Below are 20,232 nucleotides of genomic sequence, written 5' to 3' on the forward strand. Positions count from 1 at the left end.
TCAATCCAGCGTATTGCGGTAGAACTTGATGGCAATCAGCATCACCACCGTGGTGAACAGCATCAGCGGCCAGAGGCTGGGCCACAAATCGACCCAGCCGTTGCCCTTGAGCAAAATGCCGCGGATCAAGCGGTTGAAATAGGTCAGCGGCAGCACGTTGCCAATGTACTGCGCCCAGATCGGCATGCCCTGGAAAGGGAACATGAAGCCGCTCAGCAAGATATTGGGCAGAAAGTAGAACACCGTCAGTTGCATGGCTTGCAACTGGTTCTGGGCCAGCGATGAAAGCGTGATCCCCACCATCAGGCTGGCCGCAATGAACAACAACGCGGCGCAATAGACGGCGATCAGGCTGCCGATCATGGGCACGTTGAATACCAGCCGGGCACCCAGCAGAATGATGGTGGCCTGGATCAAGCCGATCACGATATAGGGAACGATCTTGCCGGTGATGACCTCGATCGGCCGCACCGGGGTGGCCAGCAGATTTTCCATGGTGCCGCGTTCGCGTTCGCGCGTCATGGCAAGGCCCGTCATCATGACCAGCGTCATCGATAGCACCACGCCCATCAGGCCCGGCACCACGTTGTACTGGGTGATGCCTTCCGGGTTGTAGAGGCGATGCACGTTCACATCAAACGGTGCCGCTGCGCCATTCAGATGCGCCAGCGTGCCTTTCAGGTCCTTGTCCGCCACGCCTTGCACCAATTGCGGCACGGCGGCCAGCGCAGCAGACATGGCAGTCGGGTCAGTCGCGTCGGCCTCGATCAACATGGAGGGCCGCTCGCCGCGCACCAGTTTGCGGGTGAAGTCGGGCGGAATATTCAGCACAAACAGCACCTGCCCCTGGGCCAGTGCGGCCCGGCCGGATTGCTCATCCGGCAGTTCGCTGACGATATGAAAGTAATCCGAGTTTTTCAGCGCGGCCACAAAACTGCGGGTGAATTCGCTGTTGTCCTGGGCAATCACCGCCGTGGGCATGTGGTGCGGGTCGGTATTGATGGCAAAGCCGAACAGCAACATCTGCATGATGGGTACGCCCACGATCATGCCAAAGGTGATGCGGTCGCGTTTGAGCTGGAGGAACTCCTTGAGCACGATGCTCCACCAGCGGGCAATCGAAAACCGATGCGGGCGGCTCATGGTTTGGGCTCCGCAAAATTGTCGGTGGACTGGTTCATCATGTAGATAAACACGTCTTCCAGGCTGGTTTCGGCCGGTTCCAGTTTCAGGTGTTGCGCCTGGGCAATCTGCTTGAGCGTTTTTTCCAGTGCGTCGGCGTCTTTGCCGCTGACATGCAGCGCGTTGCCGAAGGCGACGGTTTGATCCACGCCGGCCTCGTGCCGCAGTTTTTCGGCCAGCGGCACCAGATTGTCGCCATGCAAAGACCAGGTATGCAGCGCCTGGCTGTCGATGATCTCTTGCGCGGTGCCCTGGGCCAGCAGGCTGCCGTAGGCGATATACGCCAGCTTGTGACAGCGTTCGGCCTCATCCATGTAGTGGGTGCTGACCAGCACGCTGATGCCCTCGGCGGCCAGCCGGTGCAGCTCTTCCCAGAAGTCGCGCCGGGCGGTGGGGTCAACGCCGGCGGTGGGTTCATCCAGCAGTAAAAGCCGCGGTTCGTGCAGCATGCAGGCGGCCAGAGCCAGCCGCTGTTTCCAGCCGCCGGAGAGCGATCCGGTCAGTTGTTTGGCGCGGGAGGCCAGCCCCAGGTCTGCCAGCGCCTTGTCGACCTTTTGTTTGCGGTCGCGCATTTCATACATGCGGGCGATGAAATCCAGGTTCTCGCGGATGGTCAGGTCATCCCAGTAAGAGAACTTCTGCGTCATGTAGCCCACATGACGTTTGATTTCTGCGCTTTGCTTGAGGATATCGAACCCCAGGCAGGTTCCCGAGCCCGAGTCCGGCGTCAGCAGGCCACACATCATACGGATCGACGTCGTTTTGCCGCTGCCATTGGGGCCGAGAAAACCATAGATCTCGCCGCGCCCGACCTGCATGTCCAGGTCTTTGACCACATGCTTGTCGCCAAAATGCTTGTTCAGCCCGTGTACATCAATGACCGGGCCGTCGGGCTTGTCGCCACGCGCTTGCGCATCAGTCATTCAGGCGCACCTCAACCGGCTGGCCGGGGTGCAGGGCCGGCGCTTTTTTCACTTCCGGGTGAGCCTCGACCATGAACACCAGCTTGTTGCGGTTTTCGTTGCTGTAGATCACCGGGGGCGTGTATTCGACCTCGCTGGAAATAAACGTGATGCGTGCTGCGATATCACTGGCGCAGCCATCGCAATGCAGCGTCACTCCCTGGCCGGTTTTCAGATGGCCGACAGCGGCCTCTGGTACGAAGAAGCGCACTTTGATGTTCTCTGGCGGCAGCATGCGCACCACCGGATTACCGGCCGCGACCCATTCGCCAGTCTGGTAGAGGGTGTCAAAAACAAGGCCGCCACGAGTGGCGTCGACACTTTTCTGATCCAGTTTCCAGCTGGCTTGCTCGACAGCGGCGCGCGCTGCGGCCACCTGGGCGGACTGCGCATTCATTTGTTGTTCACGCCCCGGCAGTTCGTCCACGGCAATCTGGTTTTTCAGCTGGGTGACCTGCGCCGCCGCCGACTGCGCGCTGGCCCGCGAATCATCCAGTTGCTGGCGCGATACCCCGCCTGCGGCAAACTGGATTTCATCACGCTCCAGTTGCGCCTGGGCATGGTTGTAGGTGATTTGCGCGGCGGCCAGTTGCGCGCGGGTGACGCTGATTTCTGGCGGGCGCTTGCCGCTACGCATATCGGCCAGTTGCGCCAAAGCCACGCGCAATTGTTGCTGCGCCTGGCGTTGTGCGGCGGCTTCGTCTTGTGCTTCCAGCGCAAACAGGGGTTGCCCCTGGCGCACCTGCTGCCCGCGCTGGACGGATAACTGGTCCAGGCGGCCGGGTTGCGATGAAGACACGTACACGAACTCGCCTTCGACATAGCCTTGCCAGGTGTTTTTGGCGGGCTCGCTACACCCGGCCAGCAGCAGCGCAAGGGCAGGGCAGAAGACGAGCAGGGGCAGATGACGCATGGTTACTCCTTGCCAGGGCCCGCCATGCCATGCCGCAACAGGGCGGTCACGTGGCGGACAAGAACGGTGTTGTCGATATCCTGCATGCCGGGCCGCATGCGCCAGATACTGGCCGTAGCCAGTGGCATCATGCACATGGCCAGCACGGTGATGAACAGCAAGCGTGGCTCCAGTTCCGGATTGATCCGGCCCTGCTTCTGGCCGTCGGCAATCAGGGTGGATAACTGCATGACCCGGTCAAAGGGCAGGCGTCGCATCATGCGTTCACGCAGCATGCCCCCTTCGCTCAAGACCTCGCGCACCCACAGCAACGGTAGCCAGGGCCAGGTTTGCGCGCCGCCAATCATGCGGGCGACCATGTCGGTGATGACGCCTGTGGTATCCGTATCCGGTGCTGGCGGGGTCCAGACCAGTTCTACAAACGGCCAGACGCGCTCTTCCACCACGGCATCCAGCAGCTGGTCACGGTTCTTGAAGTAGTAATGCACCATGGCCGGCGTTACTGCGGCGTCCTGCGCCACCTGGGCCAGCGTGGTTGCGGCAACGCCTTGATGCGCGAACAGGTTGGTCGCCGCATCCAGCAAAAGGGCGCGGGCGTTCTGGTCCAGGGCGGCGACGGGGCGGCCGCGGGGTCGGGTGCGGATCATGCTTTTCAAACTAATTAATGAATTAGTTAATTTCAAGCCCGAATCGCCAGCAAATAAAAAAGCCCCGCATCAGCAGGGCTTTTTTTTGATCAAAGGCAAATCTCAGTCGTGCATCTTGCCGGCGCGCTCGCCGCGTATGTATCGCAGTGTCAGTAGCGCCATGACCAGCGACACGACCAGACCAAACCCGATGACAATGGCGTACATTGGTGGCAATCCGCTGGCGGAGAACTGATCCTGCACCAGCTCAGAAACATTGCCGGGCAGCGGCGTTGAGAGGTAACGCACCAGCAAGGCGTGGGCGCCCACCATCACCAGAATGCCAATGTTCTCGTTGAAGTTCTGCACGGCAATGGAGTGACCGGCGCCCATCAGCATATGGCCGCGATGCTGCAGCATGGCGTTGAGCGGAACCACAAACCAGCCGGAGAGCGCACCCACCAGGAACATCAGCACGGCGGCCACATGCGGGCTGTGCACCAGCAGCATCGACATCACGCCCACACCCATGATGATCCCGGCGGGCAAGACAGAAAACGCGCGCCGCAGCGGTACAAAGCGGCCGGCCAGAATCGCACCAAACGCTGTGCCAAACGCCACGACTGCCACGAGGCGGGTTGCCTGTTCCATGCTGTAGTTCAGCCAGATCACGGCCCAGTTCAGCACCACCAGACGCATGGCCGCGCCCGCGCCCCAGAACAGCGTGGTGACTGCCAGCGACAACTGGCCTTGTGGGTCTTTCCACAGCCGGCGCACGCACCACCAGAATTCCCGCACCAGGAACAGCGGGTCCAGGTGCAAGGGCTTGAGGTGCACCTTGAGTTTGGGAATGTAGACATTGAGCCAGGCGGCGGCCAGGTACAGCGCAATGATCGCGCACATGGCAATTTGCGCCGGAGACAACCATTGGCTCAGCACCAGTGTGTCGTAATAGTCGCTGGCCCGCGTGCCGACCAGGATGCCGCCCAGCACGGTGCCAAAGATGATCGCGCCCACGGTGGCGCCTTCCAGCCAGCCGTTGGCTTCTACCAGTTGTTCGTGCGGCAGGTATTCGGTAATCAGGCCGTATTTGGCAGGGGAGTACGCGGCAGCGCCAAAACCAACAATCGCGTAAGAGATGATTGGGGGCAGGCCGACGAGCATGCAGGCGCAGCCGACCAGTTTGATGCCATTGCAGATCATCATGGCGCGGCCTTTGTGCATGGAGTCTGCAAAAGAACCGGCAAACGGCGCCAGGACAACGTAAGAGACGGTGAAACTCCAGAGCAGCATGGATAAATGCCACTCCGGCGCGCTTTGTTCGCGCAAGAGGGTCAGCGCTGCAATGAAAAGCGCGTTGTCAGCGAGCGCAGAAAGAAATTGCGCGCCCAGAATGATAAAAAAACCGCGATTCATGCCCGGAACAGAGCCTGTTGTATTTGTGTTGATATATTCGAAACTTCATGCCGCGGCCAGCGTCAGCATGCTGCGGGCCAGAACAGGACGCTGGGCGGTTTTATATCATGTTTGGCCGGTTCACGCCGACATATTGCCACGACAGCCGGAGGCTTCGCGGGAAACCTTCTGCGTTCATGGCAATCTGAACCTGACAAACGTAACGGCATCTATCAGTACTCTTGAATATCGCATGATATAGTGTGGCCCATTACGATAAGGGGATCACCCCTGCACGAACTACGGGTCCGGCATAAAACAACCACAAGCGACACGGCAGTATCAGGAGTACACGTCGCCCCCGCTGACGAACATGGCAGGGTGTTTTTTGGACTGGTTGCTGGTGAGAACCCTGTTCGGTCAATACGCATGGATATTCTGCAATATCTTTTACCCATCTTTACTGATTACGGCTATTTCGCCGTTTTCGGTGTCCTGCTTGTCTGCGGTTTCGGCGTGCCGATCCCGGAAGACATCACTCTTGTTGCCGGCGGCATTATCTCCGGCCTGGGGTTCGCAGATGTCCACACCATGTTCGGCGTCGGTATGGCCGGCGTGCTGGTGGGCGATTCCATCATGTTTTTCGTCGGGCGGCACTTTGGCACCCGGGCGCTGAAATGGCGCTGGGTGGCGCATGTGCTCACGCCTGAGCGCTACGCCGCCGTGCAGGATAAATTCCGCCGTTATGGCAACCGTGTGTTGTTTGTGGCACGTTTTCTGCCCGGTCTGCGCACGCCGATTTACCTCACCGCCGGCATGTCCCGCTGCATTCCTTTCTGGCGTTTCTTGCTGGCCGATGGCGCGGCAGCGCTGATCAGCGTGCCGGTCTGGGTCTATCTGGGTTACTACGGCGCATTCCAGCGGCAATGGCTGGAACATGCCATCAAACAGGGTCAAACCGGCATGTGGTTGGTGTTGGCCGCACTGGCGACTTTGACGCTGATCTGGTACATCAGACACAAGCGCCACCAGAGTCACTGCAAAGCTTTGACGAGCAAGGTGCTGCGCGAAGAGTAGGAGCGACTGACAAAACCCTGCTGGCTGCGTCATGGCCAACTTGCCGGAACCGGTGCAGCGGGTTTTCCCAGCAACTCCTTGCCCAGTGACCTACCATCCGGTTCCCGATATGACACGCCCCATCAAGGCTATCGTTCACAGCAAGGCAATCACCCACAATTACAACCAGGTCAAACAGACCGCCCCGCAAAGCCGCGCCTTTGCCGTGGTCAAGGCCAATGCCTACGGGCACGGACTTGAACGCGCCGCCAAAGCGCTCGCGCATGCCGATGGTTTCGGCATTCTGGAGATCGAAGGCGCGCTGGCATTGCGGCGCTGGGGCATGCAGCAGCCTGTACTGCTGCTCGAAGGCGTTTTCAGCCAGTCCGAGCTGATTGAAGCCGCCCGCCAGGATTTCACTGTCGCCATCCACGAGCCCAATCACCTGACGTGGCTCGAACAAACCCCGCTGGCAAGACCGCTCAATATTTTCCTCAAGCTCAATACCGGCATGAACCGGCTGGGTTTTCCGGCCGAACAAGCGCGTGATCTTGTCGCCCGGTTGAGCGGGTTATCCAGCGTGGCTAGTGTGACCTTGATGGCCCACTTTGCGACAGCAGATGAACCCGCCAAAGGCATCGAGAAACAACTCACCCGTTTTCAGCATGCGACCGAAGGCCTGAAGCTGCCGATCTCGCTGGCCAATTCTGCCGCCACCTTTGCCTACCCGCAGACCCGTAACGACTGGGTGCGACCAGGCATTGTGCTGTACGGCGCAACCCCGTTTGATGATCGCAGCGCCAAAGACCTTGGCCTGCAAGCGGCCATGACACTGCAATCGCAACTGATCTCGGTGCAGCACCTGCAACCGGGCGATACGGTGGGTTATGGCGCCGCCTTTACCGCTGACCGGCCCATGCGCATCGGGGTGGTCGCTTGTGGCTATGCTGATGGGTATCCACGGCACGCGCCGGCAGGCACCCCGGTCAACGTGGCTGGCCAGCGCACGCGCGTGGTCGGGCGGGTCTCCATGGATATGCTGACCATCGACATCACCGATTTTCCCCAAGCGCAGATTGGCAGCCCGGTTGAGCTGTGGGGCAATGAGGTACCGATTGATGACGTGGCCCGGGCCGCTGGCACCATCGGCTATGAGCTGATGTGTGCGGTGGCACCACGTGTACCCATTCACGAAGGCTGACCAGGGCTAGCAGGTATTGCCCTTTTTTGTGGCAAATGGCAGCCGGATGCTGCCAACAGGCTCGAAATGCGCGGCTTTCTTATATAGAATGCTTCGCTTGATCAACGGCCGCTGACCGCACGGTCAGCGGTGTTAATTCCGGATTTTTCCGTTTCTCAACCAGCAGGTTGCATATGGCATTGATTGTCCAGAAATACGGCGGCACCTCCGTGGGCACGCCGGAGCGTATCAAGAATGTGGCCAAACGCGTCGCCCGGTTCAAGGCGCAAGGCCACGATGTGGTGGTTGTGGTTTCCGCAATGAGCGGTGAAACCAACCGTCTGATCTCGCTCGCAAAAGAAATCCAGGCCAATCCCGATCCGCGCGAACTGGACGTGATCATCTCTACCGGCGAGCAAGTCACCATCGGCCTTCTGGCCATGGCGCTCAAAGAGTCCGGCATTGATGCACGCTCCTACACTGGCGGTCAGGTCAAAATCCTGACTGATAGCGCCTTTACCAAAGCCCGCATCCAGTCGATCGACGACGAGAACATGCGTGCCGACCTGAATGCTGGCCGCGTCGTGATCGTGGCAGGTTTCCAGGGCGTGGACGCCGAAGGCAACATCACCACGCTGGGTCGTGGTGGTTCCGACACGACCGGCGTCGCACTGGCCGCAGCCCTGCACGCCGACGAATGCCAGATTTATACCGACGTCGATGGCGTTTACACCACCGACCCGCGAGTTGTACCCGAAGCCCGCAAGCTCAAGACCATCACCTTTGAAGAAATGCTGGAAATGGCCAGCCTGGGTTCCAAGGTGCTACAGATCCGCTCGGTCGAATTTGCTGGCAAGTACAACGTGAAATTGCGCGTGCTGTCCTCGTTCCAGGAAGATGGCGAGGGCACGCTGATTACTTTCGAGGAAGACTCCAACATGGAAAAACCCGTCGTTTCCGGTATCGCTTTCAACCGTGACGAAGCCCGTATCAACGTGACCGGCGTGCCTGACAAACCGGGTATTGCGTACCAGATCCTGGGCCCGGTGGCTGATGCCAACATCGATGTGGACATGATCATCCAGAACGTCGGCCAGGAAGGCACGACCGACTTCTCCTTCACCGTGCCCAAGAACGATCTGCCGCGCACGATCAAGGTACTGGAAAGCGTGCAGGATCACATCGCCGCCCGCAGCATCTCTGGTGACGACAAGATCTGCAAGATCTCCATCGTGGGCGTGGGCATGCGTAGCCACGTCGGCGTGGCATCCACCATGTTCCGTACGCTGGCCGAAGAGGGCATCAACATCCAGATGATCTCGACGTCCGAGATCAAGATCTCCGTGATCGTGGATGAAAAGTACCTGGAACTGGCCGTGCGCGTACTGCACAAGGCATTTGGTCTGGATCAGGTTGTCTGATTCACGGCCCTCCAGGCAAAAACGGCAGCCTCAAGGCTGCCGTTTTTTATTGTGCTGGGGCAGGGAGTTAGCAAAAATGTTTAATTTGCCACGTCAGTTTTCTTGACGCCCCTGGGGCCACAAGGTATTATCCCGCTTCCCTTGACGGAGACGTGGATGAGTGGCTGAAATCACTTCCCTGCTAAGGAAGCATACGGGCTTAAACCTGTATCGAGGGTTCGAATCCCTCCGTCTCCGCCAGCGGACTGGTAGAAAGCAGTAAAATGCAGTAAGCAGTAAATGTGTTGTGACAGTGCGCCCGTAGCTCAGTTGGATAGAGTATCTGGCTACGAACCAGAGGGTCGGGCGTTCGAATCGCTCCGGGCGCACCATCTCACACAAGTCCATCGCGAATAGCGAGCCTCGTCCCCATCGTCTAGAGGCCTAGGACACCGCCCTTTCACGGCGATAACCGGGGTTCGAATCCCCGTGGGGACGCCATCTGGCATCACTGAAAACAAGATCGCTCATGCGGTCTTTTTTTGTTTCTGGTGCGTCGTTTTGTTCTCTCCCTCTCTTCTTTCCCTCTTTCCCTTCTTGTTCCGTGTGGCACCTTGCCGCTACAGATTGGCGTCAATCCACGCCTTGGCGTACTCGTGCGCGTGCTTTACCGCTTCTTCTGAAGTGCGGCACACATTGAGCGATGGAAACCGTAACGGTGGCGTGCCGGACCATTGCGTGCCCGCATCGCTGATCACAAACGGGCAGATGAACCCCGTGACGATGGTGCCGGGCAGGCAGGTGATGGTGCGGCGCTTGTAGATATAGGTTCTTGCGGGCATGCGGGGGCTTTCGGCGTTATGCACAAATCGGGCATCTGCCCGTATTCGCCGCATTTACGCATAAGTCATTGAATTTATCATCTATTTCCTGCCAGTCGTGGGCAAATGGCATGACAACGGCAGGATATCCAGCGTCATGGTGTCTGGCATGGCCCGGTCATCAGTCCTCGCTGCGCATGGCTTCTGCAATCAGCCAGGCCCTGAATGCCGCAAAGCCGGGGTTGTCCGGCGCGCTGTGCGCAAAGATCAGATAGTAGGGCACCCGCAGTGAAACCTCGGTCGGCAATGGCTTGACCAACCGTCCGGCGGCGATGTCGTACTCCACCAGAATGCGTTGCCCCAGTGCCACACCTTGCCCGTCAATCGCGCATTGCAGGGTCATTTGCGAGTCTGAAAAGGCGGGTCCGCGGGTGGCGTCGATGCCGGCCAGGCCGGTCTCTTCCAGCCACTGTTGCCAGTTGGGTAAATGCGCGTGCCGCTGCGGGCCGCGGTCGTGCAGCAGGGTGTGTTTTGACAGGTCGGCCGGGGTGCGCAACGTAGCTTGCAGCGACGGACTACATACCGGGAACACCGTACTTGACGTAAATCTTTCGACAATCAGCTCAGGAGAGTGCACCTGGCGGTAGTCGATGGTGATGTCGTTATGCAGGTAATCACGCTCATGCTCGGTGCTGACCTCTACCCGGATATCGGGGTGCAGGTTCAAAAACCGGTAGAGGCGGGGTACCAGCCACTTGGTGCCAAAGGTGGGGGGGACGGCCACTTTAAGGGTGATGGTCTTGTCATCAAGCAGCATGTCGGTGGCTTGCTGCAAGGCGCGAAATGCCTCGCGAACCCGCGGCAGATAAGCCTCTCCGGCTGCCGTCAGCGTCAGTTGGTTGTTGCGCCGCTCAAACAGGGGCACGCCAAGAAACGCTTCGAGCTGCTTCATCTGGTGACTGACAGCGGCATTGGTCACGTGCAGTTCGCTGGCCGCTTGCGTAAAGCTCATCAAGCGGGCTGCGACCTCAAACATGCGTAATGCATTAAGTGGGGGTAAACGACGGGGCATGGCGACTCATCAAATTTTTTTTGATGATAGGCATCAAATATGTAGTTTGCATAGTGAGGCTACGAAAGTTTCAAATAGGTGCAACAAGAACGGACCCATGCACCAGTATGAACATCCTCACCATCGATACCGGTACCACCAACACGCGTGTCACCCTGTGGCGCAATGCCGAGGCCGTTTGCCAGGCTGCCCGCCAGGTGGGGGTGCGGGATACGGCCATTACCGGGAGCGCGGTGACGTTGCAGAACGGCGTGCGCGAAACCATTGCCGCCGCGCTGGAGAAAGCCAACACCAGCATGAGTGCGGTGGATCTGGTGCTGGCGTCCGGCATGATCACGTCCAATGTGGGCCTTTACGAGATTCCGCATGTGCTGGCCCCGGCCGGCCGGGCAGAGCTGGCTGCCGCCATGCGTGAGGCGAGCATTCCGGAAGTGTGCGACAAACCGATCTGGTTTGTGCCTGGCGTGCGCAACCGTGTCGACAACATCGGCCTGCACAACTGCGAGGCCATGGACATGATGCGCGGCGAGGAAGTCGAGACCATGGCGCTGATCTCGCGCCTGAATATCGACCGCCCCACGGTGATGGTGCTGCCCGGGTCGCACTCCAAATTTGTGCATGTGGATGACGAGCGCCGCATTACCGGCTGTGTGACCACGCTGGCGGGCGAATTGCTGCACGTGATCACCCACAACACCATCCTGGCCGGATCGCTCGATAGCGACTTTGCCACCGAGATCGACACCGAAATGCTGCTGGCCGGTGCTCGTTCCGCCGGCAAGATCGGCCTGGGCCGCGCGTGTTTTACGGTGCGCATTCTGGACCAGTTCACCATTTACGAGCGCAACGCCCGCGCCAACTTCCTGTTGGGCGCAGTGCTGGGCGCCGATCTCTTGACCCTGAAAAACTCCAGCGCGATCGGCATGACGCCAGGCACCCAGTTTGTGGTGACCGGCAAGGCCATGCTGCGTGAGGCGCTGGCGCTGCTGGTCAAGCACGACGATTTTTTCTCCGGCCGCATTCTGGTTACCAGCGAAGACCAGCAAGCCCATCTGGCCGGTTTTGGCGTCATTGATGTGGCGCGCGCCCGGGGTCTGGTGGCGTAAAGCAACACAGAAAGTAAAGGCGGCTGACAGGGCCTTGCTGGCAAGGCGTGCGGGCGCAGGCAGTACGCGCAAGTACGCGTAGCGAGAACAACACGGCCAGCAAGACGCTGGCAGTCGCAATAACAAGCTGCATGACTCTGCCAGGTGATGCGGTGATAGCAAGCGTACAACGCTTGCCGACAACGGAAAGCCGCACCGCGGCGATCTGAAAACCAACCCCGGCAACGGGACTGATGGAGGTTCGACCAAGATGAAGCAGCAACTCAAAAAGATCTGCGGCGCACTGGGTTTGGCAGCAGCGCTGATCGCACCGGCATTGCACGCAGCAGATCAAGTCAAGATCGGTTTTCTGGTGAAGCAGGCTGAAGAACCGTGGTTCCAGGACGAGTGGAAGTTTGCCGAGCAAGCCGCCAAGGAAAAGGGTTTCACCCTGGTGAAGATTGGCGTGCCCAGCGGCGACAAAGTGCTGTCCGCCATTGATAACCTGGGCGCACAACACGCTCAGGGTTTCATCATCTGCGCACCGGACGTGAAGCTGGGGCCGGCAATTGTGGCCCGCGCCAAGCAATATGACCTGAAAGTCATGAGCGTGGATGACCGCTTTGTGGATGGTTCTGGCAAGCCGATGGAATCGGTGCCGCACATGGGCATTTCGGCCTACAAGATTGGCGAGCAAGTGGGCTCGGCCATGATTGCCGAAATGAAAAAGCGTGGCTGGAACCTCAACGAAGTCGGCGCAATCCGCATCTCTTATGACCAGTTGCCGACGGCCAAAGACCGTACCGATGGCGCCATTGCCGCGCTGACTGCTGGCGGTTTCCCCAAAGCCAACATCATCAACGCACCGCAAGCCAAGACCGACACTGAAGCTGCGTTCAACGCCGCCAACGTGGCGATCACCCAGCACCCAAACTACAAACACTGGCTGTCGTTCGGTCTGAACGATGAAGCCGTGCTGGGCGCTGTGCGTGCCGCAGAAGGTCAGGGCGCCAAGGCCGACAACATGATCGGTATCGGTATCGGCGGCAGCCAGTCTGCCCTGAACGAGTTCAAAAAGGCCGAGAAGACCGGCTTCTTTGGCACCGTGCTGATCAGCCCGAAGCGTCACGGCTATGAAACCAGCATGAACATGTACAACTGGATCAAGGACGGCAAGGCTCCGCCGGCACTGACCCTGACCACTGGCATGTTGATGACACGGGACAACGCCACCGAAGTCCGCAAAGAAATGGGCCTGGAATAAGGGGCTACTGCGCGTAAGTCATCTTGAGATCGGGCAGTGCTCGCCATCCTCACGTACCAAACGTACGTTCCGGTGGCTGTGCGCTGGCCTCACTCAACCTGACTCACGCTCGCTACGCCCGAGGCCGATGTGGTTCCGGATCTGTAGCGACTCTGACGGGTAACACGCAGATTCGCCAGTGCCTGCTTTGACGCCAACCTGGGCGGCGTAAAGCAGCGCTGGCGATCCCTGCCAAAGAAAAGCCTGGCGTGCCAGCCGGGTTGCAACGGGTTGTGGTTTGAAGCGGAGAAATCCCTTGTCATATCTTGAATTCAGATCGATCAGCAAGTCCTTCCCCGGCGTGAAAGCGCTGCAGGACATCAGCTTTGCGCTGGAAAAAGGGAAAGTGCACGGCTTGCTGGGCGAGAACGGGGCGGGTAAATCCACGCTCCTGAAAATCCTGGGTGGTGAGTACATCCCGGAAGAAGGCCAGGTGCTGGTGGATGGCAAGTTGCAGGCGTTTCATAACAGCCGCGACGCCATTGCCGCCGGCATCGCCATCATCCACCAGGAACTGCAATACGTGCCGGAACTCTCCGTCATGGAGAACCTCTTGCTGGGCCACATGCCCACGCGCATGGGCTTTGTCGACAAGCGCGAGGCGATTCGCTGGACGCGGGAGAACCTGACGCGCATTGGCGTGGATATTGATCCCGAAGCCAGACTGCGTGATCTTTCCATCGGCCAGCGCCAGATGGTGGAAATCTGCAAAGCCGTGCTGCGTGACGCCACGGTGATTGCGCTGGATGAACCCACGAGTTCGCTCTCGCACCGCGAGACGGAAATCCTGTTCAAGCTGGTCAAAGACCTGCGCGCGCAAGGCAAGGTGCTGATTTATATCTCGCACCGGCTTGATGAGATTTTCGAGTTGTGTGATGGCTGCACCATCTTCCGTGATGGCCGCAAAGTGGCCGAATACAACGTGCTGGCCGAGGTCACGCGTGATGAACTTGTCAGCAAGATGGTCGGCCGCGAAATCACCGACATCTTTGATTACCGCCCGCGTGAACTGGGCGACACCTGTTTCGAAGTGCACGGCATTGCCGGCGCGCGCGTGCCGCAGCCAGCCAGTTTCAGTGTGCGGCGCGGTGAAATCCTGGGCTTTTTCGGCCTGGTGGGGGCTGGCCGCAGCGAGCTGATGCGGCTGATTTACGGTGCCGACAAACGCAGCAGCGGCGAAGTGAAGCTGGCCGATGTGCGCGGCAATATCGGCAGCATTCATGCGGCCATTCGCGCCGGCCTTGTGTTCTGTCCGGAAGACCGCAAGGAGCAAGGCATCATCGGCGGCCGTTCGGTGTCGGAAAACATCAACATCAGCTGCCGTCGCCACTATCGGCGCTGGGGCTTTTTTGTGAACGACAAAGCCGAAGCCTCGACCGCTGAAGGCTATATCAAGCTCTTGCGCATCAAGACGCCGCACCGGCATCAGGAAATCCGCTTTTTGTCGGGCGGTAACCAGCAAAAAGCCATTCTGGCGCGCTGGCTGGCCGAGCAGAACCTCAAGGTGCTGATCATCGACGAGCCCACTCGCGGCATCGACGTCGGCGCCAAGAACGAGATCTACCAGGTGCTGTACCAGCTGGCGGAGAAGGGCGTCGCCATTGTCATGGTTTCCAGCGAGCTGCCCGAGGTGCTGGGCGTCTCCGATCGCATTGCCGTCATGTGCCAGGGCCGTATTACCGGCGAGTTGACGCGCAGCGAAGCCAATGAACAGAAAGTGCTCTCGCTGGCGCTGCCGGTGAGTTCTGCACCCGCGCCGGCCATGGCCGCATAAAGCCGGAGAACAAGCTTATGTCCCGTATCGAACAACAACCCATTCCGGCCACCGGCCCCGCGCTGACGCCGGCAGCCCCGCAACAGGGAAGCAAAATCATGAACCAGCAAAAGCTGCTCAAGTTCGCCAGTGAGTACAGCATCATTCTCATTTTCCTGGCGCTGTTTGTCGTGCTGTCGTTCACCGTGCAGTACTTCTTCAGCTGGCGCAACATGATCGGCCTGGCGCTGTCGGTATCGCAGATCGGCATGGTGGCCTGCACCATGATGTTCTGTCTGGCCTCGCGCGATTTCGATCTCTCGGTCGGCTCGACCATCGCCTTTGCCGGCGTGCTGTGCGCCATGATCATCAACCGCACCGGCAGCATCAGCCTGGGGATCGGCGTGAGTTTGCTGGCCGGCGCGGCCATTGGCCTGTTTAACGGCGCCACCATTGCCAAGTTCCGCATCAACGCGCTGATTACCACGCTCGTCACCATGGGCGCGGTGCGCGGCCTGGCGTTTATTGCCTCGGACGGCCAGGCGGTGGGGATCTCCAACGAAGCGTTTTTCAATATCGGCAATAACGACCTCTTCGGCATGCCGATCCCCATCTGGTTCTGCGTGGCCTGCTTCGTGATCTTTGGCGTCATGCTCAACAAGACCGTTTACGGCCGCAACACGCTGGCCATTGGCGGCAACCCGGACGCAGCGCGTCTGGCCGGGGTGAATGTGGATCGCACCCGCATTTATATCTTCCTGATCCAGGGCGTGGTAGCTGCGCTGGCCGGGGTGATTCTGGCCTCGCGCATTACCTCGGGCCAGCCGAACTCTGGTCAGGGTTTTGAGCTGGATGTGATTGCAGCTTGCGTGCTGGGCGGCGTTTCGCTGGCAGGTGGTCGCGCCAGCATCAGCGGCGTGATTGTGGGCGTATTGATCATGGGCATGGTGCAAAACGCCATGAACCTGCAGAACATTGATGCGTTTTATCAGTATCTGGTGCGCGCCGGCATTCTGTATTTCGCCGTGCTGATCGACCAGCTGAAGAACCGCGGTCAGGCCTGAGTGGCAAACAAAGCCTCGCCAGCGGCGTTGCGCGCGCCTTGCTGGCAAGGCTTTGTGAGCCACGCCAATTAATGGAGAACCGGAGTAGCCATGAATCAGTTGGCCACGTATCCAAGCCTTGCGGGCAAGAGCGTCTTTGTCAGCGGCGGCACCAGCGGCATTGGCCGTACCCTGGTCGAGGCCTTTGCCCACCAGGGTGCGCGGGTCGCGTTTATTGGCCGCAATGTGGATGCCGGCATGACGCTGGTGGCTGAACTGGCCGGACGCTGCCCGTTTGAGCCGCTGTTCATGCAATGTGACGTCACGGACATCGAGGCGCTGAAAGCCGCCATTGCCCGCGCCCGCCAGGCGCACGGCCCGGTGACAGTCTTGATCAACAACGCCGCCAACGACCAGCGCCGCCGGGTAGAGGAAGTCACCCCGGAGTTCTGGGACAACGCCATGCATACCAACCTGCGCCACCAGTTTTTTGCGGCGCAGGCGGTGGTGGATGACATGAAACAGGCGGGCGGCGGTGCCATCATCAATCTGGGCTCTACCAGCTGGATGATCAAAGCGCCGGACTACCCGGCTTATGCCACCTGCAAAGCCGCCATCCACGGCCTGACGCGGTCGCTGGCGCGGGAACTGGGTCCGCACAATATCCGCGCCAATGTGCTGGTGCCAGGCTGGACCATGACTGACAAGCAATTGCGGTTGTGGGTGGATGACGAAGCCGAGCGTGAAATCGACCGCGCGCAATGTCTACCCGGCCGGGTCATGCCGGAACACGTGGCCTCGCTGGCGCTGTTCATGGCCGCAGACGACAGCGCCATGATCACCGCGCAGAGTTTTGTCATCGACGGCGGCTGGACCTGAGCGATGACGGAAACGATTCATATCGCCTGCGAAGGCCAGTTCCAGCTGGCTGAAGGCGTGCAATACGATGACGCCACCGGCCATGTCTGGTGGACCAACATCAACGCGCGCGAGTTATGGCGGCTTGATCCTTCCAGCGGCGAAGAGCGTTACTGGATTCTGCCGCAACGCATAGGCTGCTTTGCGCTGACCCGTCGGCAAGATGTCTTGTTGCTGGCGCTGGAGGGCGGCCTGGCCCTCTTCAATATCCAGACCGGCGCGCTCAAGCGCATGGCCGCAGTCGAGCCGCACATTCTGGAAACCCGCAGCAACGATGGCCGCTGCGATCGCGCTGGCAACCTTGTGTTTGGCACGCAGAACGAACGCGGCCGCCGGGCCGCCGGAAGCTGGTACCGCTTTGATACGAATGGCCGGCTGCAAGTGCTTGATTTGCCGAATATTGCTATCCCCAATAGCCTGTGTTTCAGCCCGGATGGCGACACCTTGTACTGGTGCGATTCGCGTCTGCATGTGCTGATGCAAAGCACCTACGACCAGAACACCGGCGCCATCAGCAATACCCGCCTGTTTGCCGACCCGGGCGACGCCCGCGTGCACCCGGACGGCTCATGCATTGATGATGAGGGCTGCCTGTGGAACGCCGAATGGTACGGCCAGCGCATTGTGCGCTACCGGCCTGACGGCAGCGTAGACCGGGTGATTCCGCTGCCGGTATCGCAACCCAGTTGCGTGGCTTTTGGCGGTCCGGCGCTGAACATTTTGTATATCTCCACCGCCCGCGAAGACCTCGACGCCGCCGCCATTGCGCAAGAACCGCTGGCCGGGGCGATCCTGGCGATTCCGATGGGGGATGTCAGAGGGCTGCCAGAGAGCCGGTGGGGCGGCACGGTTTAACGCGGAAAGAAATCATATGCACAGACTCGACAACAAAGTCGCCATCATTACCGGCGCGGCCCAGGGCATCGGCGCTGCCACCGTGCGCCTGTTTGCCAAAGAGGGCGCCAAAGTCGTCATCAATGTGCGTCAAGACGACGAACGCGCCGCCGCGCTGGTTCATGAAATCGGCCCGCAAAACGCCATGGTGTTTGCGGCGGACGTGGCGGATCATGCCGGCGTCAACGCCATGATCGACGCCACGCTGGCCCGTTTTGGCAAGATTGATGTGCTGGTCAACAACGCCGGCATCAACGTCTTTAATGACCCGCTCAAACTTACGGATGAAGAGTGGGAGCGCTGCTTTGCGGTAGACCTCAAAGGCGTGTGGCACTGCTGCCAGGCCGTGTTGCCGCATATGTTGCAGGCGGGGGCGGGCAGCATCGTCAACATTGCTTCTGTGCACGGCCACAAGATCATCCCCGGTGCGTTTCCGTACCCGGTCGCCAAACATGGCTTGATCGGCCTGACGCGGGCGCTGGGTATCCAGTATGCGGCGCAAGGCGTGCGGGTAAATTCGATCTCGCCCGGGTTGATCATGACGCCGATTGCCGAGACGTACTTCAACAGCCAGTCAGACCCCGTCGCCGCCCGCAAGCATCAGGCCGAACTCTTGCCGTGCAAGCGCATTGGCGAGCCGGATGAAGTGGCCTACACCGCGCTGTTTCTGGCCACGGACGAAGCCCGTTTTATTAATGCGACCGACATCCTGATTGATGGTGGCCGTTCCCAGCTTTATCACGAGTAAGCATGGCAAACCAGGTTGCTGGCCGCGTTGCGCCAATCTGCCGAACCGCTGCACTGGCAGTTGTCAGCCGTGCCCCGCAAATCTGTTTAGTGCCCGGATACCCCCCATGACCTGGCCCACAAAGCTCCCGCTGATTGCCATTTTGCGCGGCATTACGCCGGCGGAATCAAACCAACACATCATCGCGCTGATCGAAGCGGGGTTTGATGCGATTGAAATCCCGCTCAATTCGCCTGACTGGCAGATCAGCATTGGTGAGGCGGTGAACGCCTTTGGCGACCGCGCGCTGATTGGCGGCGGTACGGTGCTGACACCACAAGATGTGGCCACCCTGGCCGGGCTGGGCGGCAAGTTGATTGTGACGCCCAATATGGACCCGACCGTGATTACCCGTGCCGTGGCGCTGGGCCAGTACATGGCGTGCGGCGTGGCGACCCCGACCGAAGCCTTTGCCGCGCTGGCCGCCGGGGCGCAGGCGCTCAAGGTGTTTCCGGCCGCCAGCTTCGGCCCGGAGTACATCAAGGCCATCAAGGCGGTCTTGCCCAAAACCACGCCAGTGATGGCGGTGGGCGGGGTGACGCCGGCCAATCTTTCTACCTGGCTGGCAGCCGGTTGTATCGGCGCCGGGCTGGGCAGTGATCTCTACAAACCGGGCCAGCCCGTTTCGCGCACGCAGGATCAGGCGCAGGCGTTTGTGCAGGCATACAAGGATGCAACCGCATGAAAATCACCAGAATCAGTACCTGGCGTGTGCCGCCGCGCTGGATGTTCCTGAAGATTGAAACCGACGAAGGCATTGTGGGCTGGGGCGAACCGGTGCTGGAAGGCAAGGCACGCACGGTCGAGGCCGCGGTGCATGAATTGTCTGAATACTTGATCGGGCAAGACCCGGCGCGCATCAACGACTTGTGGCAGGTGATGTACCGCGCTGGCTTTTATCGGGGTGGCGGCATTTTGATGAGCGCCATCGCCGGCATCGACCAGGCCTTGTGGGACATCAAAGGCAAAGCGCTGGGCGTGCCGGTGTACCAGTTGCTGGGCGGCCTGGTGCGCGACAAGGTCAAGACCTATAGCTGGGTGGGCGGGGATCGTCCGGCCGATATCATCCGGGATATCAAGGAACGGGTCGCGGTGGGGTTCGATACCTTCAAGATGAACGGGTGCGAAGAACTGGCCGTGATCGACAGCAGCCGCGCCATTGACGCGGCGGTGAACAAAGTGGCGGAAATCCGCGAAGCCTTTGGCAACAGCATCGAGTTCGGTCTGGATTTTCACGGCCGCGTGACGGCGCCGATGGCCAAGGTGCTGATCAAGGAACTGGAGCCTTACCGCCCGCTATTTATCGAGGAACCCGTACTGGCCGAGCAGGCCGAGTACTACCCGCGCCTGGCAGCGCAGACGCATATCCCGATTGCCGCCGGGGAGCGCATGTTCTCGCGCTTTGAATTCAAGAACGTGCTGGCGGCAGGCGGTCTGGCGATTCTGCAGCCCGATCTCTCTCATGCTGGCGGCATTACCGAATGCATGAAGATTGCCGCCATGGCTGAAAGCTATGATGTCGCGCTCGCCCCGCATTGCCCGCTGGGCCCGATTGCGCTGGCGTCCTGCCTGCACGTGGATTTTGTGTCCTGGAATGCCTTTATCCAGGAGCAAAGCATGGGCATCCACTACAACAAGGGCGGTGAAGTGCTGGACTACGTGCTGAACAAGGAAGACTTTGCGCTGGAAAGCGGCCATATCAAGCCGTTTACCCGGCCGGGACTGGGCGTGGAACTGGACGAAGCGCTGATCATTGAACGCAGCAAGAATGCGCCGGACTGGCGTAATCCGCTGTGGCGACATGTGGATGGCAGTGTGGCAGAGTGGTGAGCGCCCGCAGCA

19 protein-coding genes and 3 tRNA genes are annotated in these 20,232 nt (G+C 59.9%); 15 read left to right on the forward strand and 7 right to left on the reverse strand.

What is annotated here, in order from left to right; genetic code table 11:
- The 5 genes from IEX57_RS00095 to lplT form a co-directional block, all read right to left on the reverse strand.
- Positions 1–1,143, reverse strand: coding sequence for an ABC transporter permease (locus IEX57_RS00095; RefSeq protein WP_188701092.1), 1,143 nt, complete (start codon positions 1,141–1,143; stop codon positions 1–3).
- Positions 1,140–2,105, reverse strand: coding sequence for an ABC transporter ATP-binding protein (locus IEX57_RS00100; RefSeq protein ID WP_188701094.1), 966 nt, complete (start codon positions 2,103–2,105; stop codon positions 1,140–1,142). Before IEX57_RS00100 ends, IEX57_RS00095 begins: the two co-directional genes overlap by 4 nt.
- Positions 2,098–3,057 (reverse strand): HlyD family secretion protein, encoded by a 960-nt coding sequence (locus IEX57_RS00105; RefSeq protein WP_188701096.1) that lies wholly within the window; start codon positions 3,055–3,057, stop codon positions 2,098–2,100. Before IEX57_RS00105 ends, IEX57_RS00100 begins: the two co-directional genes overlap by 8 nt.
- Before the next feature lie 2 nt (positions 3,058–3,059).
- The gene (locus tag IEX57_RS00110; protein ID WP_188701099.1) at positions 3,060–3,704 is read right to left on the reverse strand and encodes a TetR/AcrR family transcriptional regulator; all 645 of its coding nucleotides are present in this window, start codon (positions 3,702–3,704) and stop codon (positions 3,060–3,062) included.
- A gap of 102 nt (positions 3,705–3,806) precedes the next feature.
- Positions 3,807–5,099, reverse strand: a complete 1,293-nt coding sequence (gene lplT / locus IEX57_RS00115; RefSeq protein ID WP_188701101.1) for a lysophospholipid transporter LplT — start codon at positions 5,097–5,099, stop codon at positions 3,807–3,809.
- A 408-nt stretch (positions 5,100–5,507) separates the two neighbouring features.
- Between lplT and IEX57_RS00120 the strand changes: the two genes are divergently transcribed.
- The 6 genes from IEX57_RS00120 (at position 5,508) to IEX57_RS00145 (ending at position 9,215) form a co-directional block, all read left to right on the forward strand.
- On the forward strand, positions 5,508–6,155 hold the full coding sequence (locus IEX57_RS00120; RefSeq protein WP_188701103.1) for a DedA family protein: 648 nt from the start codon (positions 5,508–5,510) through the stop codon (positions 6,153–6,155).
- 109 nt (positions 6,156–6,264) lie between these two features.
- The gene (gene alr / locus IEX57_RS00125; RefSeq protein WP_188701106.1) at positions 6,265–7,335 is read left to right on the forward strand and encodes an alanine racemase; all 1,071 of its coding nucleotides are present in this window, start codon (positions 6,265–6,267) and stop codon (positions 7,333–7,335) included.
- Between the two features lie 173 nt (positions 7,336–7,508).
- Positions 7,509–8,735, forward strand: a complete 1,227-nt coding sequence (locus IEX57_RS00130; RefSeq protein WP_188701108.1) for an aspartate kinase — start codon at positions 7,509–7,511, stop codon at positions 8,733–8,735.
- 146 nt (positions 8,736–8,881) lie between these two features.
- Positions 8,882–8,975: transfer RNA gene (locus tag IEX57_RS00135), tRNA-Ser, on the forward strand.
- 54 nt (positions 8,976–9,029) lie between these two features.
- A tRNA-Arg gene (locus IEX57_RS00140) sits at positions 9,030–9,106 on the forward strand.
- 33 nt (positions 9,107–9,139) lie between these two features.
- A tRNA-Glu gene (locus IEX57_RS00145) sits at positions 9,140–9,215 on the forward strand.
- Positions 9,216–9,334: 119 nt separating this feature from the next.
- Here the strand turns inward: IEX57_RS00145 and IEX57_RS00150 are convergent.
- Both IEX57_RS00150 and gcvA read right to left on the reverse strand, forming a co-directional pair.
- Positions 9,335–9,556, reverse strand: coding sequence for a hypothetical protein (locus tag IEX57_RS00150; RefSeq protein ID WP_188701110.1), 222 nt, complete (start codon positions 9,554–9,556; stop codon positions 9,335–9,337).
- A 160-nt stretch (positions 9,557–9,716) separates the two neighbouring features.
- Positions 9,717–10,607, reverse strand: coding sequence for a transcriptional regulator GcvA (gene gcvA, locus IEX57_RS00155; RefSeq protein WP_188701111.1), 891 nt, complete (start codon positions 10,605–10,607; stop codon positions 9,717–9,719).
- Between the two features lie 107 nt (positions 10,608–10,714).
- Here gcvA and IEX57_RS00160 point away from each other — a divergent pair, with 107 nt between their 5' ends.
- From IEX57_RS00160 to dgoD, 9 genes are all read left to right on the forward strand, one after another.
- Positions 10,715–11,713 carry a 2-dehydro-3-deoxygalactonokinase gene (locus IEX57_RS00160; protein WP_188701113.1) on the forward strand — a complete coding sequence of 333 codons (999 nt, stop codon included), beginning with the start codon at positions 10,715–10,717 and terminating at the stop codon, positions 11,711–11,713.
- A gap of 250 nt (positions 11,714–11,963) precedes the next feature.
- On the forward strand, positions 11,964–12,956 hold the full coding sequence (locus IEX57_RS00165; protein WP_188701115.1) for an arabinose ABC transporter substrate-binding protein: 993 nt from the start codon (positions 11,964–11,966) through the stop codon (positions 12,954–12,956).
- Between the two features lie 295 nt (positions 12,957–13,251).
- Complete coding sequence (gene araG, locus IEX57_RS00170) at positions 13,252–14,769, forward strand: L-arabinose ABC transporter ATP-binding protein AraG (protein WP_229708493.1); 1,518 nt, start codon at positions 13,252–13,254, stop codon at positions 14,767–14,769.
- A gap of 17 nt (positions 14,770–14,786) precedes the next feature.
- Positions 14,787–15,812: an L-arabinose ABC transporter permease AraH gene (gene araH, locus IEX57_RS00175; protein WP_229708496.1), complete on the forward strand. Its 1,026-nt coding sequence runs from the start codon at positions 14,787–14,789 to the stop codon at positions 15,810–15,812.
- 90 nt (positions 15,813–15,902) lie between these two features.
- Positions 15,903–16,670 (forward strand): SDR family NAD(P)-dependent oxidoreductase, encoded by a 768-nt coding sequence (locus IEX57_RS00180; protein ID WP_188701119.1) that lies wholly within the window; start codon positions 15,903–15,905, stop codon positions 16,668–16,670.
- Between the two features lie 3 nt (positions 16,671–16,673).
- Positions 16,674–17,564 (forward strand): SMP-30/gluconolactonase/LRE family protein, encoded by an 891-nt coding sequence (locus IEX57_RS00185; protein WP_188701121.1) that lies wholly within the window; start codon positions 16,674–16,676, stop codon positions 17,562–17,564.
- Positions 17,565–17,580: 16 nt separating this feature from the next.
- Positions 17,581–18,351 (forward strand): SDR family oxidoreductase, encoded by a 771-nt coding sequence (locus IEX57_RS00190; RefSeq protein ID WP_188701123.1) that lies wholly within the window; start codon positions 17,581–17,583, stop codon positions 18,349–18,351.
- Between the two features lie 106 nt (positions 18,352–18,457).
- A complete protein-coding gene (locus IEX57_RS00195) occupies positions 18,458–19,075 on the forward strand; it encodes a 2-dehydro-3-deoxy-6-phosphogalactonate aldolase (RefSeq protein WP_188701125.1) in 618 nt (205 codons plus the stop codon).
- Positions 19,072–20,220 carry a galactonate dehydratase gene (dgoD, locus tag IEX57_RS00200; protein ID WP_188701128.1) on the forward strand — a complete coding sequence of 383 codons (1,149 nt, stop codon included), beginning with the start codon at positions 19,072–19,074 and terminating at the stop codon, positions 20,218–20,220. The genes IEX57_RS00195 and dgoD overlap by 4 nt, the downstream gene beginning before the upstream one ends.
- Positions 20,221–20,232 lie beyond the last annotated feature (12 nt).

The organism is Silvimonas iriomotensis, from assembly GCF_014645535.1.
Classification (GTDB): domain Bacteria; phylum Pseudomonadota; class Gammaproteobacteria; order Burkholderiales; family Chitinibacteraceae; genus Silvimonas; species Silvimonas iriomotensis.